The 22,877-nt window shown below is 70.3% G+C and carries 25 protein-coding genes; 19 read left to right on the top strand and 6 right to left on the bottom strand.

Annotated elements, in window-relative coordinates; genetic code table 11:
* Positions 1-48: 48 nt before the first annotated feature.
* The gene (locus L8M95_RS08655) at positions 49-1,563 is read left to right on the top strand and encodes a SulP family inorganic anion transporter (protein WP_260489069.1); all 1,515 of its coding nucleotides are present in this window, start codon (positions 49-51) and stop codon (positions 1,561-1,563) included.
* An 11-nt stretch (positions 1,564-1,574) separates the two neighbouring features.
* Here the strand turns inward: L8M95_RS08655 and L8M95_RS08650 are convergent, their stop codons facing one another.
* Positions 1,575-1,925 carry a metalloregulator ArsR/SmtB family transcription factor gene (locus L8M95_RS08650; protein WP_260489068.1) on the bottom strand — a complete coding sequence of 117 codons (351 nt, stop codon included), beginning with the start codon at positions 1,923-1,925 and terminating at the stop codon, positions 1,575-1,577.
* 129 nt (positions 1,926-2,054) lie between these two features.
* Here L8M95_RS08650 and L8M95_RS08645 point away from each other — a divergent pair, with 129 nt between their 5' ends.
* The 3 genes from L8M95_RS08645 (at position 2,055) to L8M95_RS08635 (ending at position 5,504) form a co-directional block, all read left to right on the top strand.
* Complete coding sequence (locus L8M95_RS08645; protein ID WP_260489067.1) at positions 2,055-3,815, top strand: HNH endonuclease signature motif containing protein; 1,761 nt, start codon at positions 2,055-2,057, stop codon at positions 3,813-3,815.
* A gap of 151 nt (positions 3,816-3,966) precedes the next feature.
* Positions 3,967-5,058, top strand: a complete 1,092-nt coding sequence (gene arsB / locus L8M95_RS08640; RefSeq protein WP_260489066.1) for an ACR3 family arsenite efflux transporter — start codon at positions 3,967-3,969, stop codon at positions 5,056-5,058.
* Positions 5,058-5,504, top strand: a complete 447-nt coding sequence (locus tag L8M95_RS08635; RefSeq protein ID WP_260489065.1) for a low molecular weight phosphatase family protein — start codon at positions 5,058-5,060, stop codon at positions 5,502-5,504. Before arsB ends, L8M95_RS08635 begins: the two co-directional genes overlap by 1 nt.
* 20 nt (positions 5,505-5,524) lie before the next feature.
* Here the strand turns inward: L8M95_RS08635 and L8M95_RS08630 are convergent, their stop codons facing one another.
* Positions 5,525-5,953 carry a pyridoxamine 5'-phosphate oxidase family protein gene (locus L8M95_RS08630; RefSeq protein WP_260489064.1) on the bottom strand — a complete coding sequence of 143 codons (429 nt, stop codon included), beginning with the start codon at positions 5,951-5,953 and terminating at the stop codon, positions 5,525-5,527.
* 167 nt (positions 5,954-6,120) lie between these two features.
* Here L8M95_RS08630 and ectA point away from each other — a divergent pair, with 167 nt between their 5' ends.
* From ectA to L8M95_RS08590, 8 genes are all read left to right on the top strand, one after another.
* Positions 6,121-6,633 (top strand): diaminobutyrate acetyltransferase, encoded by a 513-nt coding sequence (ectA, locus tag L8M95_RS08625; protein WP_260489063.1) that lies wholly within the window; start codon positions 6,121-6,123, stop codon positions 6,631-6,633.
* A gap of 70 nt (positions 6,634-6,703) precedes the next feature.
* Positions 6,704-7,999: a diaminobutyrate--2-oxoglutarate transaminase gene (gene ectB / locus L8M95_RS08620; RefSeq protein ID WP_260489062.1), complete on the top strand. Its 1,296-nt coding sequence runs from the start codon at positions 6,704-6,706 to the stop codon at positions 7,997-7,999.
* A 54-nt stretch (positions 8,000-8,053) separates the two neighbouring features.
* Positions 8,054-8,476, top strand: a complete 423-nt coding sequence (locus L8M95_RS08615; protein ID WP_260489061.1) for an ectoine synthase — start codon at positions 8,054-8,056, stop codon at positions 8,474-8,476.
* Positions 8,477-8,582: 106 nt separating this feature from the next.
* Positions 8,583-9,986, top strand: coding sequence for an NAD(P)/FAD-dependent oxidoreductase (locus tag L8M95_RS08610; protein ID WP_260489060.1), 1,404 nt, complete (start codon positions 8,583-8,585; stop codon positions 9,984-9,986).
* Complete coding sequence (locus tag L8M95_RS08605) at positions 9,983-10,906, top strand: bile acid:sodium symporter family protein (RefSeq protein ID WP_260489059.1); 924 nt, start codon at positions 9,983-9,985, stop codon at positions 10,904-10,906. Before L8M95_RS08610 ends, L8M95_RS08605 begins: the two co-directional genes overlap by 4 nt.
* Complete coding sequence (locus L8M95_RS08600; RefSeq protein ID WP_260489058.1) at positions 10,903-11,196, top strand: NAD(P)-dependent oxidoreductase; 294 nt, start codon at positions 10,903-10,905, stop codon at positions 11,194-11,196. Before L8M95_RS08605 ends, L8M95_RS08600 begins: the two co-directional genes overlap by 4 nt.
* Positions 11,197-11,844, top strand: a complete 648-nt coding sequence (locus L8M95_RS08595; RefSeq protein ID WP_260489204.1) for an NAD-dependent epimerase/dehydratase family protein — start codon at positions 11,197-11,199, stop codon at positions 11,842-11,844.
* Between the two features lie 51 nt (positions 11,845-11,895).
* Entirely contained in the window at positions 11,896-12,744 is an 849-nt protein-coding gene (locus L8M95_RS08590) for a PIG-L family deacetylase (protein WP_260489057.1), read from the top strand.
* A gap of 11 nt (positions 12,745-12,755) precedes the next feature.
* Here the strand turns inward: L8M95_RS08590 and L8M95_RS08585 are convergent, their stop codons facing one another.
* Positions 12,756-13,769 carry a DUF2332 domain-containing protein gene (locus L8M95_RS08585; RefSeq protein WP_260489056.1) on the bottom strand — a complete coding sequence of 338 codons (1,014 nt, stop codon included), beginning with the start codon at positions 13,767-13,769 and terminating at the stop codon, positions 12,756-12,758.
* A gap of 106 nt (positions 13,770-13,875) precedes the next feature.
* Between L8M95_RS08585 and L8M95_RS08580 the strand changes: the two genes are divergently transcribed.
* The 5 genes from L8M95_RS08580 to L8M95_RS08560 are packed head-to-tail and all read left to right on the top strand — an operon-like array spanning position 13,876 to position 17,843.
* Positions 13,876-14,946: a glutathione S-transferase family protein gene (locus tag L8M95_RS08580; RefSeq protein WP_260489055.1), complete on the top strand. Its 1,071-nt coding sequence runs from the start codon at positions 13,876-13,878 to the stop codon at positions 14,944-14,946.
* A gap of 30 nt (positions 14,947-14,976) precedes the next feature.
* The gene (locus tag L8M95_RS08575) at positions 14,977-15,579 is read left to right on the top strand and encodes a GtrA family protein (RefSeq protein WP_260489054.1); all 603 of its coding nucleotides are present in this window, start codon (positions 14,977-14,979) and stop codon (positions 15,577-15,579) included.
* 8 nt (positions 15,580-15,587) lie between these two features.
* Positions 15,588-16,388, top strand: coding sequence for a trimeric intracellular cation channel family protein (locus tag L8M95_RS08570; RefSeq protein ID WP_260489053.1), 801 nt, complete (start codon positions 15,588-15,590; stop codon positions 16,386-16,388).
* A gap of 9 nt (positions 16,389-16,397) precedes the next feature.
* Positions 16,398-17,093, top strand: a complete 696-nt coding sequence (locus L8M95_RS08565) for a hypothetical protein (RefSeq protein WP_260489052.1) — start codon at positions 16,398-16,400, stop codon at positions 17,091-17,093.
* Positions 17,094-17,153: 60 nt separating this feature from the next.
* The gene (locus tag L8M95_RS08560; protein ID WP_396119700.1) at positions 17,154-17,843 is read left to right on the top strand and encodes a DNA-3-methyladenine glycosylase I; all 690 of its coding nucleotides are present in this window, start codon (positions 17,154-17,156) and stop codon (positions 17,841-17,843) included.
* 16 nt (positions 17,844-17,859) lie between these two features.
* Here L8M95_RS08560 and L8M95_RS08555 read toward each other — a convergent pair whose 3' ends face one another.
* Positions 17,860-19,230 carry a glycoside hydrolase family 3 N-terminal domain-containing protein gene (locus tag L8M95_RS08555; protein WP_260489051.1) on the bottom strand — a complete coding sequence of 457 codons (1,371 nt, stop codon included), beginning with the start codon at positions 19,228-19,230 and terminating at the stop codon, positions 17,860-17,862.
* Positions 19,231-19,328: 98 nt separating this feature from the next.
* On the opposite strand from L8M95_RS08555, the gene L8M95_RS08550 reads away from it, so the two are divergent.
* On the top strand, positions 19,329-20,657 hold the full coding sequence (locus L8M95_RS08550) for an APC family permease (RefSeq protein ID WP_260489050.1): 1,329 nt from the start codon (positions 19,329-19,331) through the stop codon (positions 20,655-20,657).
* Positions 20,654-21,760, top strand: a complete 1,107-nt coding sequence (locus tag L8M95_RS08545; protein ID WP_260489049.1) for a nitronate monooxygenase family protein — start codon at positions 20,654-20,656, stop codon at positions 21,758-21,760. Before L8M95_RS08550 ends, L8M95_RS08545 begins: the two co-directional genes overlap by 4 nt.
* Before the next feature lie 31 nt (positions 21,761-21,791).
* On the opposite strand, the gene L8M95_RS08540 is transcribed toward L8M95_RS08545, so the two are convergent.
* Both L8M95_RS08540 and L8M95_RS08535 read right to left on the bottom strand, forming a co-directional pair.
* Positions 21,792-22,253, bottom strand: a complete 462-nt coding sequence (locus L8M95_RS08540; protein ID WP_260489048.1) for an SRPBCC family protein — start codon at positions 22,251-22,253, stop codon at positions 21,792-21,794.
* A 156-nt stretch (positions 22,254-22,409) separates the two neighbouring features.
* On the bottom strand, positions 22,410-22,568 hold the full coding sequence (locus L8M95_RS08535; protein ID WP_260489047.1) for a hypothetical protein: 159 nt from the start codon (positions 22,566-22,568) through the stop codon (positions 22,410-22,412).
* Between the last annotated feature and the right edge of the window lie 309 nt (positions 22,569-22,877).

Raw genomic sequence — 22,877 nt, 5'->3', positions numbered from 1 at the left:
TTCGTTCCTCACGCTTCGTGAGGGTCTGACGACGACTGTAGGTGATCCGTGAGCGAGCAGTTCCCGACCGGTGTGGCGGCGTCCTTCCGCGCCGCGTTCTCCTCCCCTGCGAGAGTGCGCACCGAGGTGCTGGCCGGTCTGGTGGTCGCGCTGGCGCTCATCCCGGAGGCGATCTCGTTCTCGATCCTCGCCGGGGTCGACCCCCGCGTCGGACTGTTCGCCTCGGTGACGATGGCCGTCACCATCGCGTTCACCGGCGGCCGCCCCGCCATGATCTCCGCCGCCACCGGTGCGATCGCGCTGGTGATCGCGCCGGTCGTTGCCGACCACGGGCTCGACTACCTCATCGCCACCGTCCTCCTCGGTGGTGTCATCCAGATCGCCTTGAGTCTGCTGGGCGTGGCCAAGCTGATGCGCTTCATCCCGCGCTCGGTGATGATCGGGTTCGTCAACTCCCTGGCCATCCTCATCTTCATGGCGCAGATCCCGCACCTGGTGGGTGTGCCGTGGCTGGTCTACCCGCTGGTCGCGGTGGGCATCGTCATCATGGTCGGCTTCCCCCGCGTCACCACGGTCGTCCCGGCGCCGCTCATCGCCATCGTCGCGATCACGGCGGTCGTCCTCATGGTGGGCTGGTCCGTTCCCGACGTGTCCGAACAGGGTGAGCTCCCGACCTCCCTGCCGTCGTTGCTTTTCCCCGACGTCCCCCTCACGCTGGAGACCCTCCGGATCATCGCCCCCTACGCCCTGGCGATGGCGCTGGTCGGGCTGATGGAGTCCCTGATGACCGCCAAGCTGGTCGACGACATCACCGAGACCCACTCCGACAAGACGCGCGAGGGTCTGGGCCAGGGCGTCGCCAACCTCGTCACCGGCTTCTTCGGCGGGATGGGCGGCTGCGCGATGATCGGGCAGACGATGATCAACGTCAAGGAGTCCCGCGCCCGCACGCGACTGTCCACCCTGCTCGCCGGCGTGTTCCTGCTGGTCCTCGTCGTCGTCCTGGGCGACATCGTCGGACTCATCCCCATGGCCGCACTGGTCGCGGTGATGGTCATGGTCTCCGTCGGCACGCTGGACTGGCATTCGATCCACCCGCGCACGCTGCGCCTGATGCCGCTGTCGGAGACGCTCGTCATGCTGGTCACCGTCGTGGCGACGGTGTGGACGAGCAACCTGGCGATCGGTGTCGTGGCGGGGGTCCTCACCGCCATGGTGATGTTCGCGCGACGCGTCGCGCGGATGACCACCGTGGAGAAGGTGGCCGAGCTGGACACCGACGACGACGGCGAGGTGGACACCCGCACCTACCGGGTCACCGGCGAACTGTTCTGGGCGTCGAGCAACGATCTGGTCTACCAGTTCGACTACGCCGGCGACCCGGAGCACGTCATCCTCGACCTCACCGAGGCCGATATCTGGGACGCCTCCACCGTCGCCACCCTCGACGCCGTGCAACAGAAGTACGCGGCCAAGGGGAAGACCCTCTCGGTGATCGGCCTGGACGGCGCCAGTCAGGAGCGGCTCGAAAAGCTGTCGGGCAACCTCGGCGGGGGTTTCTGAGCGGGCAGCGATCAGTCCCGCGCGGACCCGCGCACGTCGACGATGTCCCGGATCTGATCGAACGCCTCCGGGACGATGCTGTAGTGCGCCATCCGACCCCGCTGCTCGCGGGTCACCAGGCCGGCTTCGACGAGCTTCTTCATGTGATGACTGACCGTGGGCTGCGTGATCCCGAGGGGTTCGGTCAGCGTGCAGCCGCACACGTCGCTGCAGTTGGCCGCGGCGATCTGCGAGAGCAGGCGTAGCCGCATGGGGTCCGCCAGGGCCTTGAAGCGGGAGGCGGCGGCCTCGGCCTCGGTCTGGCCCAGGGGCCCGTTCTCGCCCGCGATGCAGCAGGCGTCGGCGGGAACGGGCGTGGTCATGTCTCCAGGTTACGCGCGGCCGGGGCCCTCGCATACATGAGTGGGTCAACCCTTGAAAGTTCGAACGTCTGTACGTACAATAGAACACAGGTTCGATACCGGGTTGGCGACGACGGAGGGGGTGGGTGGATGCAGGAGGACGCGGATCGCGCGGCCGCTGGCCCCGCCTCGCCCGCCTCGCCCGGCTCGTCCGCCTCGTCTGGTTCCTCGAGTTCGTTGTCGGGTCTGCGGGCGGCGGCGCGTGCGGGCTGGATGGGCGAGAATCGTGCAGCGGCACGCCGGTTCGTGGCGTGTTACGAGTTGTTCCTCGAATGCCAGCGCCGGGAGGAGTCCGGGGCGGGCGGCGGTGAATGCCGGCCCGGGCATGCGGTGGTCGATCCCATCGACGTCGCGACCGGGTACGTGGTTGAGGCGATGGCGATCTCGTCCCGGCGGGCCACCACCATGATCTCCTTCGCCTTCGACCTGCACACCCGGTACCCGGCGATCCTGACCGCGATGGCGCAGGGGCGTCTGGACCAGCGCGCCGCCGAGGTGCTCGCCTCACAAATGGCCACCGTCCACGTCGACGTGCTCGATTTGGTGCAGCAACAGGTCGTCGACGAGTACCTCGCCGCGATCGAGGGCGGGATCCGCCTGGGCGAGAAAGCCATCCGCAGCAACGTCGATGCCATCATCGCCGGCTACGACGCCAATGGGATCCGCCTGCGCCGCCAGGAAGCCGCCCGCACCCGCGGGGTACGCGTGAACAAAGGCATCGACGGGATGTCCACCATCTCGGCGATCCTGGCAACCGAGGAAGCCGCCGTCCTGGCCGAGGCCCTCGACCAGCGCGTGGCCGACCACCGGGCCGCCGACGCCGCAGCTGCCGCCGACGCCGCCGCCAACGCCCGCGATGGCGACGGTGATGGTGAGGCCGCCGGTGAGGTCGACGACTACTCCCTGGCCGAACGCCGCGCCGACGCGTTGATGTCTCTGGTGTGCGGCGACGTCGGCCCCGGCCAGCCCTCCGCCGCGGGCCAGTCCGCCACCGCGGGTGCCGGGGTGGCGCCGTTGCGGCCACGGGTCACCGTCATCGCCACCGGCAATCACGCCCGCGACGACGGCGGGGCCCGGGTGGAGTTCACCCGCACCGGCCAGGCCGCCCTGCAGGCCCTGCTCGACATGCTCGCCACCAGCGACGGGGCCACGTTTGAGGCCGTCGATCCGCGGATCGGGGCCGCCGACGACGCCCGGGCCGCCCTGACCTATCGGCCCGGCGCCGACCTGGCCCGCCGCATCCGACTGCGCGACGGCACCTGCCGCCACCCCGGCTGCGCGATCCCGGCCGAGGCCTGTGATCTGGACCATGTGGTGCCGTTCGATCACGCCGACCCCGAGCGTGGCGGGCACACCACCGAGGCCAACCTCGCCGCGATGTGCCGGCGCCACCACCGGTTCAAGACCTTCTCCGACTGGCGCTACCACCTCCACCCCGATGGCACCCTGACCGTGACCACCCCCGAGGGCTCGACCATGCTCACCCGACCCTCCGGCCCACTGGCCGACTACCGGCGCGAACACGCCCACACCGAGACCCAGGCCTGGGCCCGTCAGCAACGCCGCACCCCCGACCCCGCCGGCGACGAACGGGCCGACGCCGAACCGACCTACTGGTCCCGCCGCGCCGCCCGCCACAACGCCGAACGCCACCGCACCGAACGTGCCCGCACCGCAACAGGGGACACCGCCGCCGCCACCGACACCATCCCCACCCCACCGGCCGAGTCCAGCCGCTGGTGGGACCGCAACGCCCCACACGCCAGCACCATCGAACTCGGCATCCGCACCCTCCTACTCGACCACCACCGCCAACGCCTCGACGACATCATCGACCCACCACCCTTCTGACGACGCAGCCGGAAGCCGGGCAGTCGGGCCCCGCCTCCTATGCATTGACGGTCATCGATGCATCCCATACTGTCGGGGCGTGAACCTCCAGCCTTCGGCGACCGCCGGCCCTTCGACCACTGCAGATCTCGACACGCCTGTGGCGGCGAGGATGTCCCTCCTGGATCGCTACCTCGCGGTCTGGATCATCGCCGCCATGGCACTGGGGCTGCTGCTGGGCCGTGTCGTGCCGGGGATCGCCGAGGCGCTCGAGGCCGTCGAGATCGGCGGGATCTCCGTGCCGATCGCGCTGGGGCTGCTCGTGATGATGTACCCCGTCCTGGCGAAGGTCCGCTACGACGAGACCCACCGCGTCACCGGCGACCGGCGGCTTCTCGCGCTGTCTCTCACGCTGAACTGGCTCGTCGGTCCCGCGCTGATGTTCGTGCTGGCGTGGTTGATGCTGCCTGATCTCCCCGAGTACCGAACCGGGCTCATCGTGGTGGGCCTCGCGCGCTGCATCGCGATGGTGTTCATCTGGAACGACCTCGCCTGCGGAGACCGCGAGGCGGCGGCTGTCCTCGTCGCGATTAACTCGGTGTTCCAGGTGATCGCCTTCGCCGGCCTCGGGTGGTTCTACCTGCAGGTGCTACCCGGCTGGCTGGGGCTGGAGACGACCTCCGCCGAGTTCTCGGTGGCCGCGATCGCGCTCAGTGTGCTCGTGTTCCTCGGCATACCCCTGCTCGCGGGGTTCCTCACCCGCCGCTACGGGGAGAAGGCGAAGGGGCGCGAGTGGTACGAGGGGACGTTCCTGCCCAGGATCGGCCCGTGGGCTCTCTACGGCCTGCTCTTCACCATCGTCGTGCTCTTCGCCTTCCAGGGCGACGCCATCACCGACCGGCCGCTCGACGTCGCCCGCATCGCACTTCCTTTGCTCGCCTACTTCGTCCTCATGTTCACGGGCGGACTCCTGGCCGCCCGCGCGATCGGCCTCAACTACGCCAAGTCCACCGCCATTGCGTTCACGGCCGCCGGCAACAACTTCGAGTTGGCGATCGCCGTCGCGATCGGCACATGGGGCGTCGCCTCGGGGCAGGCACTGGCCGGTGTCGTCGGTCCGCTCATCGAGGTTCCGGTACTGGTCGGTTTGGTCTACGTGAGCCTGTGGGCGGGGAAGCGCCTCTTTAAGGGGGATCCGACGGTTCCGAACGCGGCGGTCCCAGACGAGTCCACCACCGCCCGAGCAGCAGGGGCCGATCACTGATGACGCGGTCCGGAACCCCCTCCCGTCCCACCGTCCTGTTCGTCTGCAAATCCAACCGTGGCAAGTCCCAGATGGCCGAGGCTCTGTTGCGCTCGCTGGCCGGGGACGACGCGGTCGAGATCTACTCGGCGGGAACGCTCCCGGCGGTCGGGAAGGGGCCGAACGCGGAGTCGGTCGCAGCCCTCGCCGACCTGGGGGTCGACATGTCCGCGGCCACGGCCACACCCGTCGACGACGACGTGCTGCGACGCGCCGATCGGGTGGTGGTCCTGGGCACTGCGGCTCGACTCGACCCGGTCGACGGAATGCGGTCCGGAATCGAGGTGTGGGAGACCGTCGAACCGGGTGAGCACGGCATCGACGGGGCCGAGAGGATGGCCCTCATCAGGGATGACATCGCGGCACGCGTCGCCGCGCTGTGGGCGGAGTTGGACGCCGAGCGGTAGGGCGGAAGCGGTAGGGCGGATCAGTAACCGGTGTAGCGCTCCGGCTCCTCACCGAAGGTGAACCCGCGACCGGAGATCGACTCGGGCGTGATCTCGACGAAGTTGTACTTCAGGGTCGGGATCCACGGTGAGAGGTCGAGCTTCTCCGCGCGGTTGATCTCGGTGAAACCGTCGAGCCGTCGCGCCGTCCCGCGGACGACGATCGACCACGCCTTGTCGCCCTCGATGTGGTCGACCTGGAACACGACGTCCGGGTGCACCGTGATCCCGGCCAGTTTGGTGCCCTCGGCGGTGCGGAAGTACACCTTGCCGTCGGCGGACAATGCGTAGTTGACGGGGAAGATGTCCGCGTGACCGTCGGTGACGGTGACCAGGCGACCCAGGGAGACGGTGGCCAGGAGCTGCAGGCTGTGCGCCTCGTCGAGTTCGGTGACCGGGTTGGCGTCCATGGTCTGATTCTGCCACCCCGGGACCGCCTTCGGAACCGGAGAACCGGGATCGACCGTGACCGACCTCACTCCCTATCGGCCACCTGCACACTCATCGTGTTTTCAGGTAACGAATCGGGGAAGGGTGATGCACCAACGTGGGGACCTCACTACGGTGGAAACCGACTATGAGCCCAGGAGAACGAGAAGTACCCCGTAACCCTGATTCGTCCGACGCGGTGTTCCGTGTGCCCACCGCGGCCGACGGAACCCGCATGTGGGAGATCGCTCGTGACAGCGGCGTCCTCGACCTCAACTCGTCCTATGCCTACGTGTTGTGGGGGGCGGAGTTCTCGGAGAGCTCCGTCGTGGTCGAGGTCGAAGGCCGGGTCGTCGGTTTCGTCACCGGATTCATCCGCCCGTCGGAGCCGGACACGATCTTCGTGTGGCAGGTCGGCGTGGACGCCGACCAGCGTGGCAAGGGACTGGCGGCGCGCTTGCTGCACCACCTCATGGACCGGCTGGCCGAACGTGGCGTGGTGCGCCTGCGCACCACGATCAGCCCGGACAACGAGGCCTCGCAGCGCACCTTCGGCGCCGTCGCCCGCGACCGCGGGATGACGCTGTCCGACGAGGACTACCTGAGCGCCGAGCTGCTCGGAGAAGGTCACGAGCAAGAAGACCTCTACACGATTTCCTAGACGAGGGCGCGCGGGCCGCCCGGCCCGCCACCGTCGCCCGCCTCTTCACAAATGGAGTGATCTGAAGACCATGACCGAGTCCACGCACGACACCAGCACGAACACGGACATCTTCTCCGACCGCGAGTCGGAGGTCCGTAGCTACTCGCGCAACTGGCCGGTGGTGTTCGACACCGCCAAGGGTGCGACGCTCACGACCGTTGACGGAGACGATTACCTCGACTTCTTCGGTGGCGCGGGCGCGCTGAACTATGGCCACAACGACGACGACATGAAGAGCGCCCTGCTGGATTACATCCAGCGCGACGGCGTCACCCATTCGCTCGACAAGTTCACGGTCGCCAAGCGCGCCTTCCTGGAGACCTTCACCTCGAAGATCCTCGAGCCGCGCGGGCTCGACTACAAGGTGATGTTCCCCGGGCCGACCGGCACCAACGCCGTCGAGTCGGCGCTCAAGCTGGCCCGCAAGGTCACCGGCCGCGAGGCCATCATCAACTTCACCAACTCGTTCCACGGGATGACCCTCGGGTCGCTGTCCGTGACGGGTAACTCGATGAAGCGCGCCGGCGCCGGCATCCCGCTGGTCCACGCGACGCCGATGCCGTACGACAACTACTTCGGCGGCGTCACCGAGGACTTCCAGTGGATGGAGCGAGTCCTCGTCGACTCCGGCTCCGGCATGAACCGCCCGGCGGCCGTGATCGTCGAGTGCGTCCAGGGCGAGGGCGGCATCAACGCGGCACGCGCCGAATGGCTGAAGGCCCTCGACGAGCTGTGCAAGCGCCACGAGATCCTGCTGATCGTCGACGACGTCCAGATGGGGTGCGGCCGCACCGGCGAGTTCTTCTCGTTCGAGTTCGCGGGCATCAAGCCGGACATCGTCTGTCTGTCGAAGTCGATCGGGGGCTACGGACTCCCGCTCGCGGTCACGCTGTTCAACCGTGAGCTCGACGAGTGGACCCCGGGTGAGCACAACGGCACCTTCCGCGGCAACAACATGGCGTTCATCACCGCCGACGTCGCGCTGCGCAAGTACTGGTCCGACGACTCGCTCCAGAACCGCACCTTGGAGAACGGCCGTATCCTGCGCGAGCGTTTCTCCCCGCTGATCTACAAGTACGAGGGCAAGCTCGAGCTCCGGGGCCGCGGCATGGCGTTCGGTATCGCGTTCCTCGAGACGCCGGAGTTGGCGGGACAGGTCATGGCCCGCTGCTTCGACAACAAGATGCTGGTCGAGACCGCCGGCCCGAGCGACGAGGTCGTCAAGTTCCTCGCTCCGCTCACCCTGACCGACGAAGAGCGCGACCGCGGCATCGAGATCTGCTACGAGGCCGTCGACCACGTCCTGGCACAGCAGTACGCCTGATCCCGGCCCGCGCGCCGGACACGACCACACACACCCTCGACGAGGAGGCACCGCATGATCGTTCGCACCACCGCAGAGATCACCGACACCGACCGCCACATCAAGGGCAACAACGGCAACTGGGAGTCCAAGCGCATCGTACTGGCCGACGACCGCGTCGGGTTCTCGTTCCACGAGACCACCATCGCCGCCGGCACGACCAACGACTTCCACTACGCCAACCACATCGAAGCCGTCTGGCTGACCCGCGGCAAGGGCACCCTGCGTGACCTGACCAACGACAAGGAGTACCCGCTTGAGGCGGGCTCCATGTACCTGCTCAACGGCAACGAGAAGCACCAGGTCATCGTGGAGGAGGAGATGCAGATGCTCTGCGTCTTCAACCCCCCGGTCGTCGGCGACGAGAACCACGACGAGAACGGCATCTACCCGCTCCTGCGCCTGCAGGACGACGGCACGGTCGTTCGCGAGAAGTAGCCGGCCGGCCCTTTCCGGACCCGCGCCACGCCCTCCCCGGTCGATTTCGTTCAGTGCGAACGAAACCGGCCGGGGAGCGTCGCGTTCTGGGGCAAGATCTGTACCCGTGCCCAATCCTGACACCCGTCCAATCGCGATCATCGGAGCCGGCCCCTCCGGCTTGGCCGCGGCGCGGAACCTCGACCGCCAGGGCGTCGACTGGGTGGGCTTCGACCTCGCCGACGACGTCGGCGGACTGTGGAACATCGACTCCCCGCGCAGTACGGTCTACGCCTCGGCACACCTCATCTCCTCGGCCCGGACCACGGAGTTCGCCGAGTTCCCCATGCCGGCCGACACCCCCGACTACCCGGACCACCGCCGCCTGCTGGCCTATTTCCGCGACTTCGCCGATCACTTCGGCCTGCGCGACCGGTTCCGCTTCGCTACCGAAGTGGTCCGCGCGGAACCGGTGAGCGGCGAGCGCGACTCCGGGTGGCGACTGACCGTGCGCGCCACCGGCGCGGGTGGGAGAGGGGGCGACGACGACGAGGTGGGCCCCGCGCGCGAGGCTGACGCCGGGGAATTCTCGGCCCTGGTGATCGCGAACGGCACCCTCTCCGAGCCCAAGATCCCGGAATTCGCGGGGCACTTCAGTGGCGAGGTCCGCCACACCAGCCGCTACAAGTACCCCAGCGAGCTCGCGGGGAAGCGGGTCCTCGTGGTGGGCGGCGGCAACAGTGGCTGCGACATCGCGGTCGACGCGGTGCACCACGCCGCGTCCGTCGACATCAGCGTTCGGCGCGGCTACCACTTCGTGCCCAAGTACCTCTTCGGCAAGCCTGCTGACACCCTCGGGTCGGGCGGCCGACCCCTGCCGCCGCGGATCAAGCAGTTCGTCGACTCACGGGTACTCAAGGCCTTCACCGGCGACCCGACCCGGTTCGGCTTCCCGGAGCCCGACCACAAGATCTACGAGTCCCACCCCGTCGTCAACAGTCTGATCCTGCAGCACGTGGGCCACGGCGACGTCGGGGTGCGCGGCGACATCAGCCGCTTCGACGGGCGCACCGTGCATTTCGTCGATGGGACTTCCGGCGAGTACGACCTGGTCATGCTCGCCACCGGCTATGTGCTGGACTACCCGTTCATTGACCGGCGACACCTCGACTGGGCCGCGGGCGCCGCCGCCCCGGACCTGCACCTCAACATCTTCCCGTCGGCCCGCGACGACCTCGCGGTGCTCGGCATGCTCGAGGCCTCCGGCATCGGCTGGCAGGGCCGCTACGAACAGGCCGACCTCGTCGCCCGCTACCTCGCCGCGCACCGTGACGATTCACCGGCCGGGCGTGCGGCCCTCGCCGTCGTCGACTCCTCCCGGCGCGGTCCCCGCCCGGACCTCACCGGCGGCTACAGGTACCTCGGGCTGGACCGGATGGCCTACTACGTCAACAAGAGCGCGTACCGCGGCGCTGTGACCGGGCTGGTCGCGCGCATCGACGCCGCGCAGACTCAGGGGGCCGGCTCGTGAACGTCGACGACATCCGGATCGCGTTCGACTCCGGGTCCCTCACCACGCTGAAGATCGTTCTGGGGCTGATCCTGTTCGGCATAGCCATGGACACCCGGCTCTCCGACTTCCGGCTGGCGCTGCGTAAACCCAAGGCGTTCGCGGTGGCCGTGGCGGCACAGTTCGCACTGCTGCCCGCGCTGACGTTCCTGCTCACCCTGCTGCTCGGCGTGCAGGGCTCGGTCGCACTCGGCATGATCCTCGTGGCGTGCTGCCCACCCGGCAACGTCTCCAACATCCTCACCCACCGGGCGCGGGGCGACGTGGCGCTGTCGGTGTCGATGACCGCGGTGGGCAATGTCCTGGCGATCGTGATGCTGCCGCTGAACTTCGCGTTCTGGGGTCACCTGCACCCCACCGGTCGCGAGTACTTCAATGAGATCTCCGTGGCCCCGTGGGACATGCTCAGCGAGGTGCTGCTGGTCATCGCGCTGCCGTTCGCGCTGGGGCTGACCGTCTCGCACCTGCTGCCGCAGGTCGCCGCGCGCACCCACCGCGTGGTGGGGATCGCCTCGTTCGTGGCGCTCGGCGGGATCATCGTGATCGCGGTCGCCAACAACTGGGCGCTGTTCGTGGCCTACATCGGCGTGGTCGCGGTGGCGGTGTTCCTCCACGACGCGCTCGCGCTGGGCCTCGGGTACGGCATCGCGCGCGGGTTCCGGCTCGATGTGCCCGCCCGCAAGGCCATGACCTTCGAGGTGGGCATCCGCAACGCCGGGCTCGGGCTGCTGTTCGTGTTCAGCTTCTTCGACGGGCTCGGAGGGATGGCGCTCGTCGCGGCGTGGTGGGGCGTGTGGGACATCATCGCCGGGCTGGTGGTCGCGGTGATGTGGGCGCGGCACAGCAGGGCGGGCGCCACGGCACAGGAGGTAGCGGCGTGAAGATACTGGTGACGGGCGGAAGCGGATTCCTCGGGCGCGGGGTGGTGGCCGGGCTCTCCGCCGCCGGGCACCAGGTCACCAGCGGGGACCTGCGGGTGCCGGGTGACGCCGCCGCCCCGGGCGTGCAGCACATCCGACTCGACGTGACCGACGCCCACGCGGTGACCCGCGCCGTCGCGGGCCACCACGCGGTGGTGCACCTGGCCTCGGTCGTCGACCCTGACGGTATGGGGCGCGACGCCGCCTACCGGGTGGACGTCGACGGCTCCCGGCACGTCCTCGACGCCTGAATCGAGCACGGGGTCGGACGGCTCGTGGTGTCCTCCTCGGGAGCGGCCTACGGCTACCACGCCGACAACCCCGTGCCGATCACCGAGGACCACTCCGTCCGCGGCACCAGCGCGTTCGCCTACAGCCACCACAAGGCGCTCGTCGAGCACATGCTGGCCGACGCCCGCCGCGAGCACCCCGAGCTCGACCAGGTCGTGTTGCGCATCGGCACGATCCTCGGCGACACCGTGGACAACCAGATCACCGACCTGTTCCACCGCCGACGATTGCTCGCCGTCCGGGGGTCGGACTCGCCGTTCGTCTTCATCTGGGACACCGACCTCGTGGCGATCATCGTGCGCGCCGTGGGCGACGGGCCGGCCGGTGTCTACAACGTCGCCGGCACGGGAACGCTCACCATCGACCAGATCGCTGCGCGGCTCGGCAAGCGCACCCTCGAGATCCCCGAGACGGTGCTCAAGGCGGTTCTCGCGGTGGGAAGCGCGCTGCGGGTCAGTCGCTACGGTCCGGAACAGACCGGTTTCCTGCGCTACCGGCCGGTGCTCGACAACAGCCGGCTCCGCGAGGTCTTCGGCTACACGCCCGAGCTCACCAGCGCCGAGGCGTTCGACCGCTGGCTCGCCGGCCACCCCGCCGCCCGCGCCTGAGCTGCCCGGCCCCGCCCCGCGCCGGGCGGTCGGGCAGGGCAGAATGTCCGGGTGTCGACCATCGTGTTCCTCCACGCCCATCCCGACGACGAAACCTCGCAGACCGCGGGGATGATGGCGCTCGCCTCCCGCGACGGGCACCGCGTGGTGACGGTGTTCGCCACCGACGGCGACCACGGCGAGCGTCCCGAGCACCTCGGACCCGACGGCGACCTGGTCGAGTACCGACGCGGGGAGGCCCGGGCGGCAGCGGCGGTACTGGGCGTGGCCCGGATCGACTGGCTGGGATACCGCGACTCGGGGATGACCGGGTGGGAACAGAACGATGACCCGCTGTGCCTGCACCGCGCCGACGTCGACGACGCCGCGGCGCGGGTGGCTCGGATCCTCGACCGGGAGGACGCCGACGTCCTGGTGGGGTACGACCATCACGGCAACTACGGGCACCCCGACCACATCGCGGTGCACCGGATCGCCCGCCGTGCGGTGGAGCTGGCCGCGCGGCGCCCCCGTCTGCTCGAGGCGACGACCAACCGGGACGCCCAACTGGCGATGCTCGACAGTCCCGAGGCGGCGGAGTTCATGCAGGCGCTGGCGCCCGGTGGGATGGACCTCGACGTGGACCGGATCCGGCAGGCGATCCTCACCGGGGACGACGGTCAACCGATCGGTGTCGCGGAGTCGGAGATCGCGTGGGCGGTCGACCTGCCGGCGGACGTGATCGACCTCAAGCGCCGCGCGATGCAGTGCCACGCCAGTCAGACCAGCGACATCGGCATGATGCTGGCCTTCCCGCTGGACATCTACGCCGTGGCGTTCGGTACGGAGTACCTCATCGAGCCCGAGGTGGGTGGCTCCGGAACGGACGCGCCGATGCGGCGCGGGTGGCCGTTCGGCTGAGCGGGCCGGCGTCAGGACATGTCGAGGGCGCGGACCCAGTCGCCGTGGCCGTGGGCCGTGGCAAGGGGGCGGCCGTTGACGGCGACGACGAAGATGCCCTTGTGCCGGCGGATCGACTCCGGGACCTGCGCGGCGACGTCGGGCAGGAGGGTCACGCCCTCGACCGAGATCCACACGCAGTCCAGCTCGGTGACCCGGCGGACGAACGCGGCGCGGGCCGGCGGCTCGAGGTATCCGAGCACGGCGGTGTGGAACACCACCGGAGTCGATCCCGGGGGGCAGGCGGCGACCGAGGCCTCCAGCTTCTCGACGAGGTCGCCCGCGATGATCTGCGGCGGATCCGCGGCGGCGATGTCGAGCGCGGCGTCCAGCCGGGGACCGCGCTGTGCCTGCTGTCCGGGCCAGATCAGGCTCTGCAGCCAGGCCCGCGAGTCGGCGTCGGCGGGGTCGATGGGGGACAGGTCGACGCCGCCGCGGTGGACGACGTCCGGCAGTGTGCGGGGCAGCGGGACGCCGTCCCGCAGGTCGCAGTCGAGGACCGGGGGCTCCGTTGTGGCGTCGCCGGCGGTGGGCACCAGGTCGTGCACCCGGCCGCCGTCGAGGGTGAAACGGTAGGCGTAGCGGTCCGGGTACAGGCACAGGCCGGCGGAGGCGCCCATCTCCACCAGCGAGAGCGGTCCGGGCAGCAGGGACAGGAACGGCAGCAGCACCGCGCAGCGCTTGGCCTCGTTGGTCTGGGTGGAGTGGGTGAGGGTGACCTGCTCGATCTCCGACCACCGGGCGTGGACGAAGTCGCGGAAGGCCGGGTAGTCCTCGGTCTCGGGTGCGCCGGCATGCCGGGCGGCGGCAAAGACGAGCGCGGGCTGACGCTTGATCCGCGGCAGTGAGGCGATGAGGCCACTCGTGTCCGGGTCCTCGGCGATGCCGCGTGCCCAGGAGAGGTAGACCGGGGTGCGTCCGCGGACCTCGAACTCGGCGAAGTCGGAGTAGCGGGTGGGGACGTCGTCGACGTGCGCGGAGTCCATGGGTCCAGCGTCGCACACCCCCGGGGCGAGGAGGGGTGGCCTGGACCCATCCGAGCGGGTATGTTGGTGATGCATCAATAACATTGAGACGACACGCGGAGACGACATGACTGCCACCACCGACTTCACGCCCGCCCGGAACGCCTCGACCGACGGCGAGTTCGTCCGCGATGCCACCTACATCAACGATCGCGTGGTGACGGGCCTCCCGGCCGGCTCGGACCCGGTGGGGGAGAGGATAGGCGAGATGCGGTGGCCGGTGGAGGCCGGCCGTTATCGCCTCATGGCCGCCCGGGCCTGCCCGTGGGCCAGCCGCACCATCATCGTGCGCCGCCTGATGGGACTCGAGGATGCGATCTCGATGGGCCTGGCGGGCCCGACGCACGACGTCAACTCCTGGGTCTTCGATCTCGACCCGGAGGAGAAGGACCCCGAGACCGGCTTGCACCGCCTGCAGGAGGCGTATTTCAACCGGATCCCCGACTACCCGCGGGGGATCACGGTCCCCGCGCTGGTCGACCTGCCCACGAAGTCGGTGGTGACCAACGCCTACCAGAAGCTCAACTTCGACCTCCTCTCCGAGTGGACGGAGTTCCACCGGGAGGGTGCCCCGGACCTGTACCCGTCCGAGCACCGGGACGAGATCGACGAGCTCGACTCGTGGATCTACCCCACCGTGAACAACGGCGTCTACCGCTGCGGCTTCGCGGCGGACCAGGACGCGTACGAGCAGGCGTACGACGAGCTGTGGGAGTCGTTGGACCGGCTCGAGGAGAGGTTGTCCACGCGCCGCTACCTCGTCGGCGACACGATCACCGTCGCGGACATCCGGCTGTTCACCACGCTGGTCCGCTTCGACGCCGTCTACCACGGCCACTTCAAGGCCAACCGCAGCAAGATCAGCGAGATGCCCGCGCTGTGGGGTTACCTCCGGGACCTGTTCCAGACCCCCGGCTTCGGTGACACGTGCGACTTCCCGCAGATCAAGGAGCACTACTACAACGTCCACCGGGACGTGAACCCCACGGGAGTGGTCCCCAAGGGGCCGGACCTGTCCGGCCTGCTCACCCCGCACCACCGGGAGGAGCTGGGGGGTCGTCCGTTCGGCGACGGCACCGCACCCGGGCCCATCGCGAACCCGGCGGAACGCGTCCCGGAAGGGCACGGCGCGGCCTGAGAGCCGGGTGAACGCCTAGACTCACCACCTGTGACCCCAGCCCCCGCCGAACCCGGCCGCTACCGTCGTGGCGCCCGACAGTTCCTCATGTTCGGGATCGTGGGCGGCTCCGGGATGGTCGTCAACATGATCGTCACGGTCCTGATGAACAAGGCCAACGGCGGTACGCAGAACGCCCAGGACATCCTCTTCCCCCTCGTGGGCACGGAGTTCAACTTCCGTTTCACCACACTGGTGTGGATCGTGGCGTTCCTCGTGGCGAACGTCTACAACTTCCTGCTCAACCGGCACTGGACGTTCGGCAAGGGGCACAAGGCGCCGGCCTGGCAGGAGTTCTGGCCGTTCCTCGTGGTGGGGTCGGTGGCGGCCGCCGCGGGCATCTTCATCAAGCTGGCGTTCACCAATCCCACCAGCCCGTTCTACCTGCCGGAGCCCCTGTTCCACGAGGACGCCGGGATCAACTCCCGCGAGTACTGGGGTCAGCTGCTGACGATTCTCATCACGATGCCGATCAACTTCGTCGTCAACAAGCTCTGGACCTTCCGCGCGGTGCGTAACCGTCACCACGCGCGGTCCACCGCGGACGCGACGGACGCAACGGGTGCGACGGACGCCGCCGACGCGGTGGTCTAGGCCCGGTCGTGGAGACGTCGTCACTGGTCCTGTGGTTCGACCTGATGGGCGTGTTCTTCTTCGCGTTGTCCGGCAACCTGTTGGCGGCACAAAAGGACATCGACATCACCGGTGGCCTCGTGTTGGGGCTGCTCGCCGGCCTCGGCGGCGGCATCATCCGCGACGTCCTGCTGGGTGTCACCCCGCTGTCGCTCTCGCAGCCCGTCTATCTGGTGCCGCCGTTGGTCGCGGCGGCGGTCGTCTACCTGCTCGGCTCGTTCATCCATCGCGTGCAGACGCTGATCGTCGCCTTCGACGCCGCCGGTCTCGGACTGTTCTGCACCTTCGGCACGGCGCGCGCGCTGGACCACGGGATGCCGGTCGCGTCGGCGCTGCTGCTGGGAGTGGTCACCGCGGTGGGCGGTGGGTTGCTGCGCGACGTCGTGGCAAACGAGATCCCCGCCGTGTTCAGCGGATCCAACCTGTACGTCATCCCGGCCGCTGCCGGCGCAGCGTTGACCGCGCTCGCCGTCGGGACGGGGACCTGGGGTCCGGTCGCCGCGACCGCACTGTCGTTCCTCGTGTTCGCCTTCCGCATGGTCGCCTGGCGCCGACAGTGGCGTGTCCCGGCGCCCGTGCGCAGCTGGACCGTGCGTGACCTCGACGTGCTCCGGCACCGGGAACGGTCGGTGTTCGGCCGTCCGCGGCGGGAGGGGAGCCCCGGCGACGGCGAGAGCGACGGCGAGAACGACGACGACGAGGGCAGCGATCCCGGCAGCGGCGGCCATCCCGACGGCGGCCGAGGCTTCCGGCCGGGCCGACGTCGGTAGGGTTGTCCGGTGCAGTACTACCTCAGCCTGCTGGGCTTCGCGGCGATCGACTCGGTCAACCTCCTGGCCTTCGCCGTCATCGCGGGTCTGTGGCTGACGTCCGCCGGCCGCGGGATCGCGTTCGCCCCGCGGGCGGCCCGGTTCACCGGTGGTGCGTTCTGCGGCATCGTCCTGCTCTCGCTGATCTCGGTGTGGGTGATCGGCAACAACCAGGAGCTCGTCCGCAGCCTGTTCCACAACGTGTGGGCGATGGTCGTGCTCGGGGTGGTCGGCCTGGTCATCACCGTCATGGGCCTGCGCAGGCCGGCCGAGGCGAAGGAAGAGAACGTCGAGGGCCCGCTCACCCAGAACGTCCTGCAGAAGTTCGGGATCATGGCCACGGGCGTCGTCCTGGGGGTCATCCAGTCCGGCACGTCGGCGCCGTTCGCGGCGGGGATGGTGCTCATCTCGTTCGCCGAGACCCCGTGGTGGTCCAAGCTGCTGCAGATCCTGTTCTTCGCGGTCATCGCGATCCTGCCCAGTGCCGGGTTGATCATCGCGCTGTCGCGGGTCCGCTCGGGCGGGATCGGTGCGGCCACCCGCCGCATCGACCGGTTCCTGTCGTACGGCCGCGTGGCGGGCCGCGTGCTCACCCTCGTCGTGGGCGTGGCTCTGCTGGTCCTCGCCGCGGTCCGGATCGTCCAGCTAACGGGTGTGTTGTCGTAGCGCGGCCCTAGGGTGACGGGCGACCACCGCACGGGTGGTCCGATGAACCCGGGAGACCCCATGCAGACGCACGATTCGACCACCGCAGACGTCTCGACGCCCACCGTCGCCGGGACCGCGACCGACGCCGCCCCCACCGCCCCCACCGCGGGCGCCGTGCTGTGCGAGGACGGGCTGATGCGACCTCCCTGGGCGGCGCGGGATCCGCTGCTGCGGGAGTACTACGACACGGAGTGGGGCATGCCCGTCCACGACGAGGCCGGGCTGTTCGAGCGGCTGGTCCTCGAGGGCTTCCAGTCCGGTCTGAGCTGGGTGACGATCCTCCGCAAACGCCCGGCGTTCCGGGAGGCGTTCGCGGGGTTCGACCCGGACGTCGTCGCCGCCTTCGACGACGACGACGTCGCCAGGTTGATGAACGACGAGCGGATCGTGCGCAACCGCCGCAAGATCGACGCCACCGTCGCCAACGCCCGTGCCGTGGTCGCGCTGCGGGCCGACGGAGGGCTCGCGGAGCTGATCTGGTCGTACCGGCCGGAGACCACCCCGCACCCGCGCACCATCGACGAGGTGCCCAGCCGCTCGCCGGAGTCGGAGGCGCTGGCCGGGGAACTCAAGCGCCGGGGCTTTACCTTCGTGGGGCCGGTGACCATCTACGCGCTGATGGAGGCCATCGGGGTGGTCGACACCCATCTGGTGGACTCGCACCGTCGCGGCAGCTCGGGGGTGTGGACGCCGGAGGGCACCCGGTGACCGGGGGCCCGGGGAGCTAGCGGGGCGCCGCGGGCGGAGCGGGTGATGCGGGCGCCGCGGGCGGTGTGGACAGGCTCGGCAGCCCGGGTGGTCCGGGCAGTCCGGGCAGTCCGGCCGGGGTGGGCAGGTCGGGCAGTGACACGGCCAGTGGGCCGGCCTCGTCGACCTGCCCGGTGGCGGGGCCACCCAGGCAGCCGGGGATCCCGCGCAGGGCGGCCATGCGTGCGAGGGACCGGTCGAGGTCGGCCCGGCTCAGTGCCCCCACGGACACGGCGTGCTCGACCGCGTCGAGGGCATCGGGGATCCCGGTGGTGGTGATCCACAGCGGGGAGTCGGCGCCGGCGACGAGGGACTCGGCCACCGCACGGGGAAGGGGGTACGCGTCGGTGACGGCACGCATGCCGGACAGGTCGTCGGTGAAGATCGGGCCGTCGAACGGCGGCGCCCCGTAGCCGTGGCCGTCGCGGAGAAGTTGGTACGCGGCCGGGGAGAGCGAGGCCGGACGGTCCACCCCGGTCAGGCCGGGGACCTGCTGGTGGCCCAGCATCATGCCGGCACCGGAGGTCTCGGCGAGCTCGGCGAAGGGGTGCAGGTCGTGGGGGACGAGTTGGTCCAACGGCGGCACCGTCACCGACTGGTGGTGGCTGTCGCCGGAGGACCTGCCGTGGCCGGGGAAGTGCTTGAACACCGGGGTCACGCCGGCGTCCTGCAGTCCGGTCGCGAAGGCGCGGGCATAGCTCACGACGCGCGCGGGATCGGGGGAGAAGGACCGGTCGCCGATCACCGCGCCGTCCGGTTGCTCGGAGACGTCGAGTGACGGGGCGAAGTCGACGGTGACGCCCATCCCGCGCAGGAACTCACCGCGGGTCCGGGCGGCCGACCGGACCTGCTCGGGAGTCATGGTGGCGGCCATGACCCGGGCGGACGGCAGGGGGCCGGCGAAGGGCGCGATGCGCGAGACCCGCCCGCCCTCCTCGTCGATCGCCACCAGCAGGGGAAGGGGTGAGTCGTTCTGGAGCCGGGCGAGCCCGTCGCCGGAGACCACCTCGCCCACCACGCCCCCGCCGAGGAAGATCCCCCCGATCCCGTGCTGCTCCACCGCCTGTCGGGCATCGGCCATCGAGCTCACGCCGACGGTGAACAGTTGCGCGATGCGCTCCCGCTGGGTCAGCGAATCGAGCGGGGACTCGCACTGTGGCGCCGGCGGCCCCGGGGTGGCGGCCGTGTCGTGGGCAGAGCCGGCAGTGCCGGCAGTGCCGGCAGTGCCGGCAGTGCCGGCAGCGCTGACGGGCGCCGGTTCAGCGGGCTCGTCGGCGCCGCACCCGGACAGCACCAGCCCGGCGACGAGGACTGCGGCCGTCCCACGGAGCCGGCGGGAGAAGGACACGACGTCCAATGTAACCGGCCGGGCGGGGCGACCGGATCCGCGCAGGGGCCCGGGGGCGCGTTCACCTGCTGTCCACCAGGGTCTGTGATGGTGGCGCGGTGACATCGACTCTCGAACGCAGGCTGGGATTGTCGGACGCCGTCGTGGTGGGCCTCGGGGCGATGATCGGCGCCGGGGTGTTCGTGGCGTTCGCGCCCGCCGCGGCCCGGGCGGGTTCGCTGGTGTGGGCCTCGCTGGCGGTGGCCGCGGTGGTGGCGGTGTGCAACGCGTTGTCGTCGGCCCGGTTGGCGGCGCAGTTCCCCTCGGCGGGCGGGACGTACGTCTACGGGCGAGAGCTCCTCGGGCCGCTACCGGGGTTCCTCGCCGGCTGGGGCTTCGTGGTGGGCAAGACCGCGTCCTGCGCGGCGATGGCACTCACCGTGGGGCTCTACATCTGGCCCGGGCACGCCGCCCTCGTCGCGGCCGCGGCGGTGCTCGCGTTGACGATCCTCTCCGTGCTCGGCGTGCAGCGCACTGCCACCGCGTCCAAGGTCCTGGTCGGGATGGTGCTGACGGTCCTGGCGGCGTTCGTCGTGGTGGCATGGGCGACGGGATCCCCCGCCACCGGGCCGACGGCGCCGATGCCCGCCGTCGACGCGGAGGCGTGGCCCGCCCGGATCCTCGGGGTGTTCGGCGGCGCCGGGTTCTGCTTCTTCGCCTTCGCGGGGTACGCCCGCATCGCGACCCTCGGGGAGGAGGTGCGCGAGCCCGCCCGCACGATCCCCCGGGCGGTGGTCGTGGCGATCTCCGTGGTGATCGCGGTCTACGCGGCGGTGTTGGCCACCACGGTGCACGTCCTCGGGGTGGGCGGGGTGGCCGCCAGCGCCGCGCCTGTGCTCGACGCGGCCGCGCAGCTCGGCGGTGAGCACGGCGGAGGTGAGTACGGCGGCGGAGGTGAGCACGGTGGCGGTGTGCTCGCCACCCTGGTCCGGGTCGCCGCCGGGTTCGCCGCGCTCGGGGCGTTGCTCGGCGGGGTGCTCGGCGTGTCCCGGACGACGCTGGCGATGGCCCGCGACCGGCACCTGCCCACGCCGCTGGCGGCCGTGCACCCGACCACGCGGACGCCGTACGTCGCCGAGCTCTGCGTGGGCGTACTGGTGGCGGTGATCGTGCTGGTCGCGGATGTCCGCCAGGCGATCGGGTTCTCATCCTTCGCCGTGCTCGCCTACTACCTCGTCGCGAACGCGGCGGCTCTTCGTCTCGATCGGCGACGTCGGCGGCTGCCGGCGTGGATTCCGCTGCTGGGCGCGATCGGGTGCGTGATGGTGGCGGGGAGTCTGCCCTGGCAATCCGTGGCCGGGGGTGTCGTCGTCTTCGTCGTCGGGGGCGGGGTCTACGCGGTCACGCGCCGCCGGGCGGTGCCCCCGGGCGTAGCGTCACAGGCATGACTCGCGTCGACTCCCGCCCCGCCCGGGCCCGTCTGCTCCCGTCCCACCTGCGCCGCGCCGTGATCGGGGCGCCCATGGCGGGCGGGCCCACGACACCGGAGCTCATCGCCGCCGTCGGAGAGGCGGGCGGGATCGCGATGATCGGCTCCGGTTACCTCGACGCCGCCGGCACCCGGGCGGAGATGGCTCGCGTCCGTGAACTCACCGACGCGCCGTTCGGGGTCAACGTCTTCCTCCTCGACCGCGCGGACTCCGACGCCGCGCTGTCCGCGGCGGGTGGCCCCGGCGTGGTGGCGGAGTTCGCGGCCGCGATCGGACCGGTCGCACAGCGGCTGGGGGTCGCACTCACTCCGGGGCCGGAGTTCACCGACTTCGACCAGGACGCCACCCTGGACGCCCTGGTCGAGGACCCGGTCGCGGTGGTCTCCTTCACCTTCGGCATCCCGGACCCCGGGGTGGTCCGGGCGTTGCAGGACGTGGGGTCGGCCGTGGTCGTCACGGTGGCCGGGGTCGCGGACGCGCGCCGTGCGGTCGAGGTGGGCGCGGACTGGCTGTCGGTGCAGAGCGCGGAGGCCGGCGGTCACCGGTCCACGACGACGGTCGGGGAGGAGCCCGACGACATCACGACGCTGGCACTGGTGCGGGCGGTGCGCGAGGAGTTGCCGGAGACGGAGTTCGTGGCGGCGGGCGGGATCAGTACGCCCGAGGACGTCGCCGCCGTTCTGGCCGCCGGGGCGGACGGGGTCCAGGTGGGCACCGTCCTGCTGCGCACGCCGGAGGCGGGTACGAGTGCCCTGCACCGGGCCGCGCTCGGGGACCCCCGGTTCACCGAGTCGCGGCCGACCCGCTGCTACACCGGCCGCTTCGCACGGTCACTGGTCAACGAGTTCGTGGACGAGTTCGACGCGGCCGCGCCCCCGGCGTACCCGCATCTCCACCTGCTCACCGGACCCATGCGGAAGGCCGCCGCGCAGGCCGGCGACCCCGAGGTGCCGCCGCTGTGGGCCGGCTCCCGCTGGCGGGAGGCCGACGCCTACGCCGATCGACCGGCAGCCGAGGTCGTCGCGGACCTCTGGGACCGGGCGGTCCAGCAGCGCGGTTAGGGGACCCCGGCGAGTCGGGAGAAAGCGGGGGTCAGGCGGCCCGGCGTTCGGCCTCGGCGGCGATGTCGGCCAGGTCCTGCTCCATCGTCTTGCGGGTGGACTTCTCCGCGAACCGGCCCATCACGGTCATCACGACGCGGGAGACCGCGGGAGCGTGCGCGGTGTGCGCCCTGAACCGCATCCGCAGGGTCGAGCCACCGTCGGCGTCCGGGGTGACAGTGAAGACGGTCTTGTACTCGGTGCCGCCGTTTTCGGCGACGATCGTGGTGGAGTGCGGCGGCTCGACGGCCACCACCATCATCTCCTCGGTGGCCTTCATGCCGAACATCGTGCGGGTCTCGCGCCAGCGCAGACCGGGCTGGTACGGGCCGGGCGTGAGGATCTCGACCGCCTGCACCCCGCTGAGCGTGCGGTGCGCCTCCGGGATGTCGGCGAGCACGGCCCACACGGTCGCGGGGTCGGCGGCGACGTGGCGGGTCAGGTCGAGTTCCATGTCTCCACGGTACCGGCGCCTCCGGACGGAACGGGTCGCGACAGAACGGGTCGCGGAAACGCGGAGACCGGCCCCCGCCGGAGCGGGGGCCGGTCTCACGGTGCACTCGGGCCGACCGCAGCCGGGCCCGGGCGAGGCGCCGTCAGGCGCGTCGGCTCAGGAACCGAGGGCGTCGGTGACCGTGCTGACGAGGCCGCCGAAGAACTGGAGGACGTTGGCGGCCAGGTCGGCACCGCCGTCGACGACCTGCGAACCGGTGCTGACAGCGCTGGAGCCGGTCGCGAGGCCGGGGAGGAAGGTCTCGATGGAACCCATGAGATGGTCCTTTCGTCGGGGATGCGACGCCTGGTGCGTCGATCGGTGTGCGTGGTTCCCGGTGGGCTCGGGGCTCATCGGGAACTCACCTCTGGACGCTACGTAGGGCTGCAGCAGGATTCACCCGGATCAGTGTCGCGCGCGGGCGGTTCACGGGGAAAGCTCTTTACTTTCGCTGGTTGGCAGGCACTCGCGGTTTAATGTGATCTGCGCCACATTCATTGCCGAAAGGCGTGCCGGGCTTTCCCGGAAAAGCCCGGAAGGCGGGAGAAGAATGGGCTGATAAATGCACAACGCCGACATTCTCGA

Origin of the sequence: Dietzia sp. B32 (assembly GCF_024732245.1) — a bacterium.
GTDB lineage: Bacteria > Actinomycetota > Actinomycetes > Mycobacteriales > Mycobacteriaceae > Dietzia.
The sequence above is the reverse complement of the archived record's forward strand: the minus strand, read 5'-3'. Positions and strand labels throughout refer to the sequence as shown.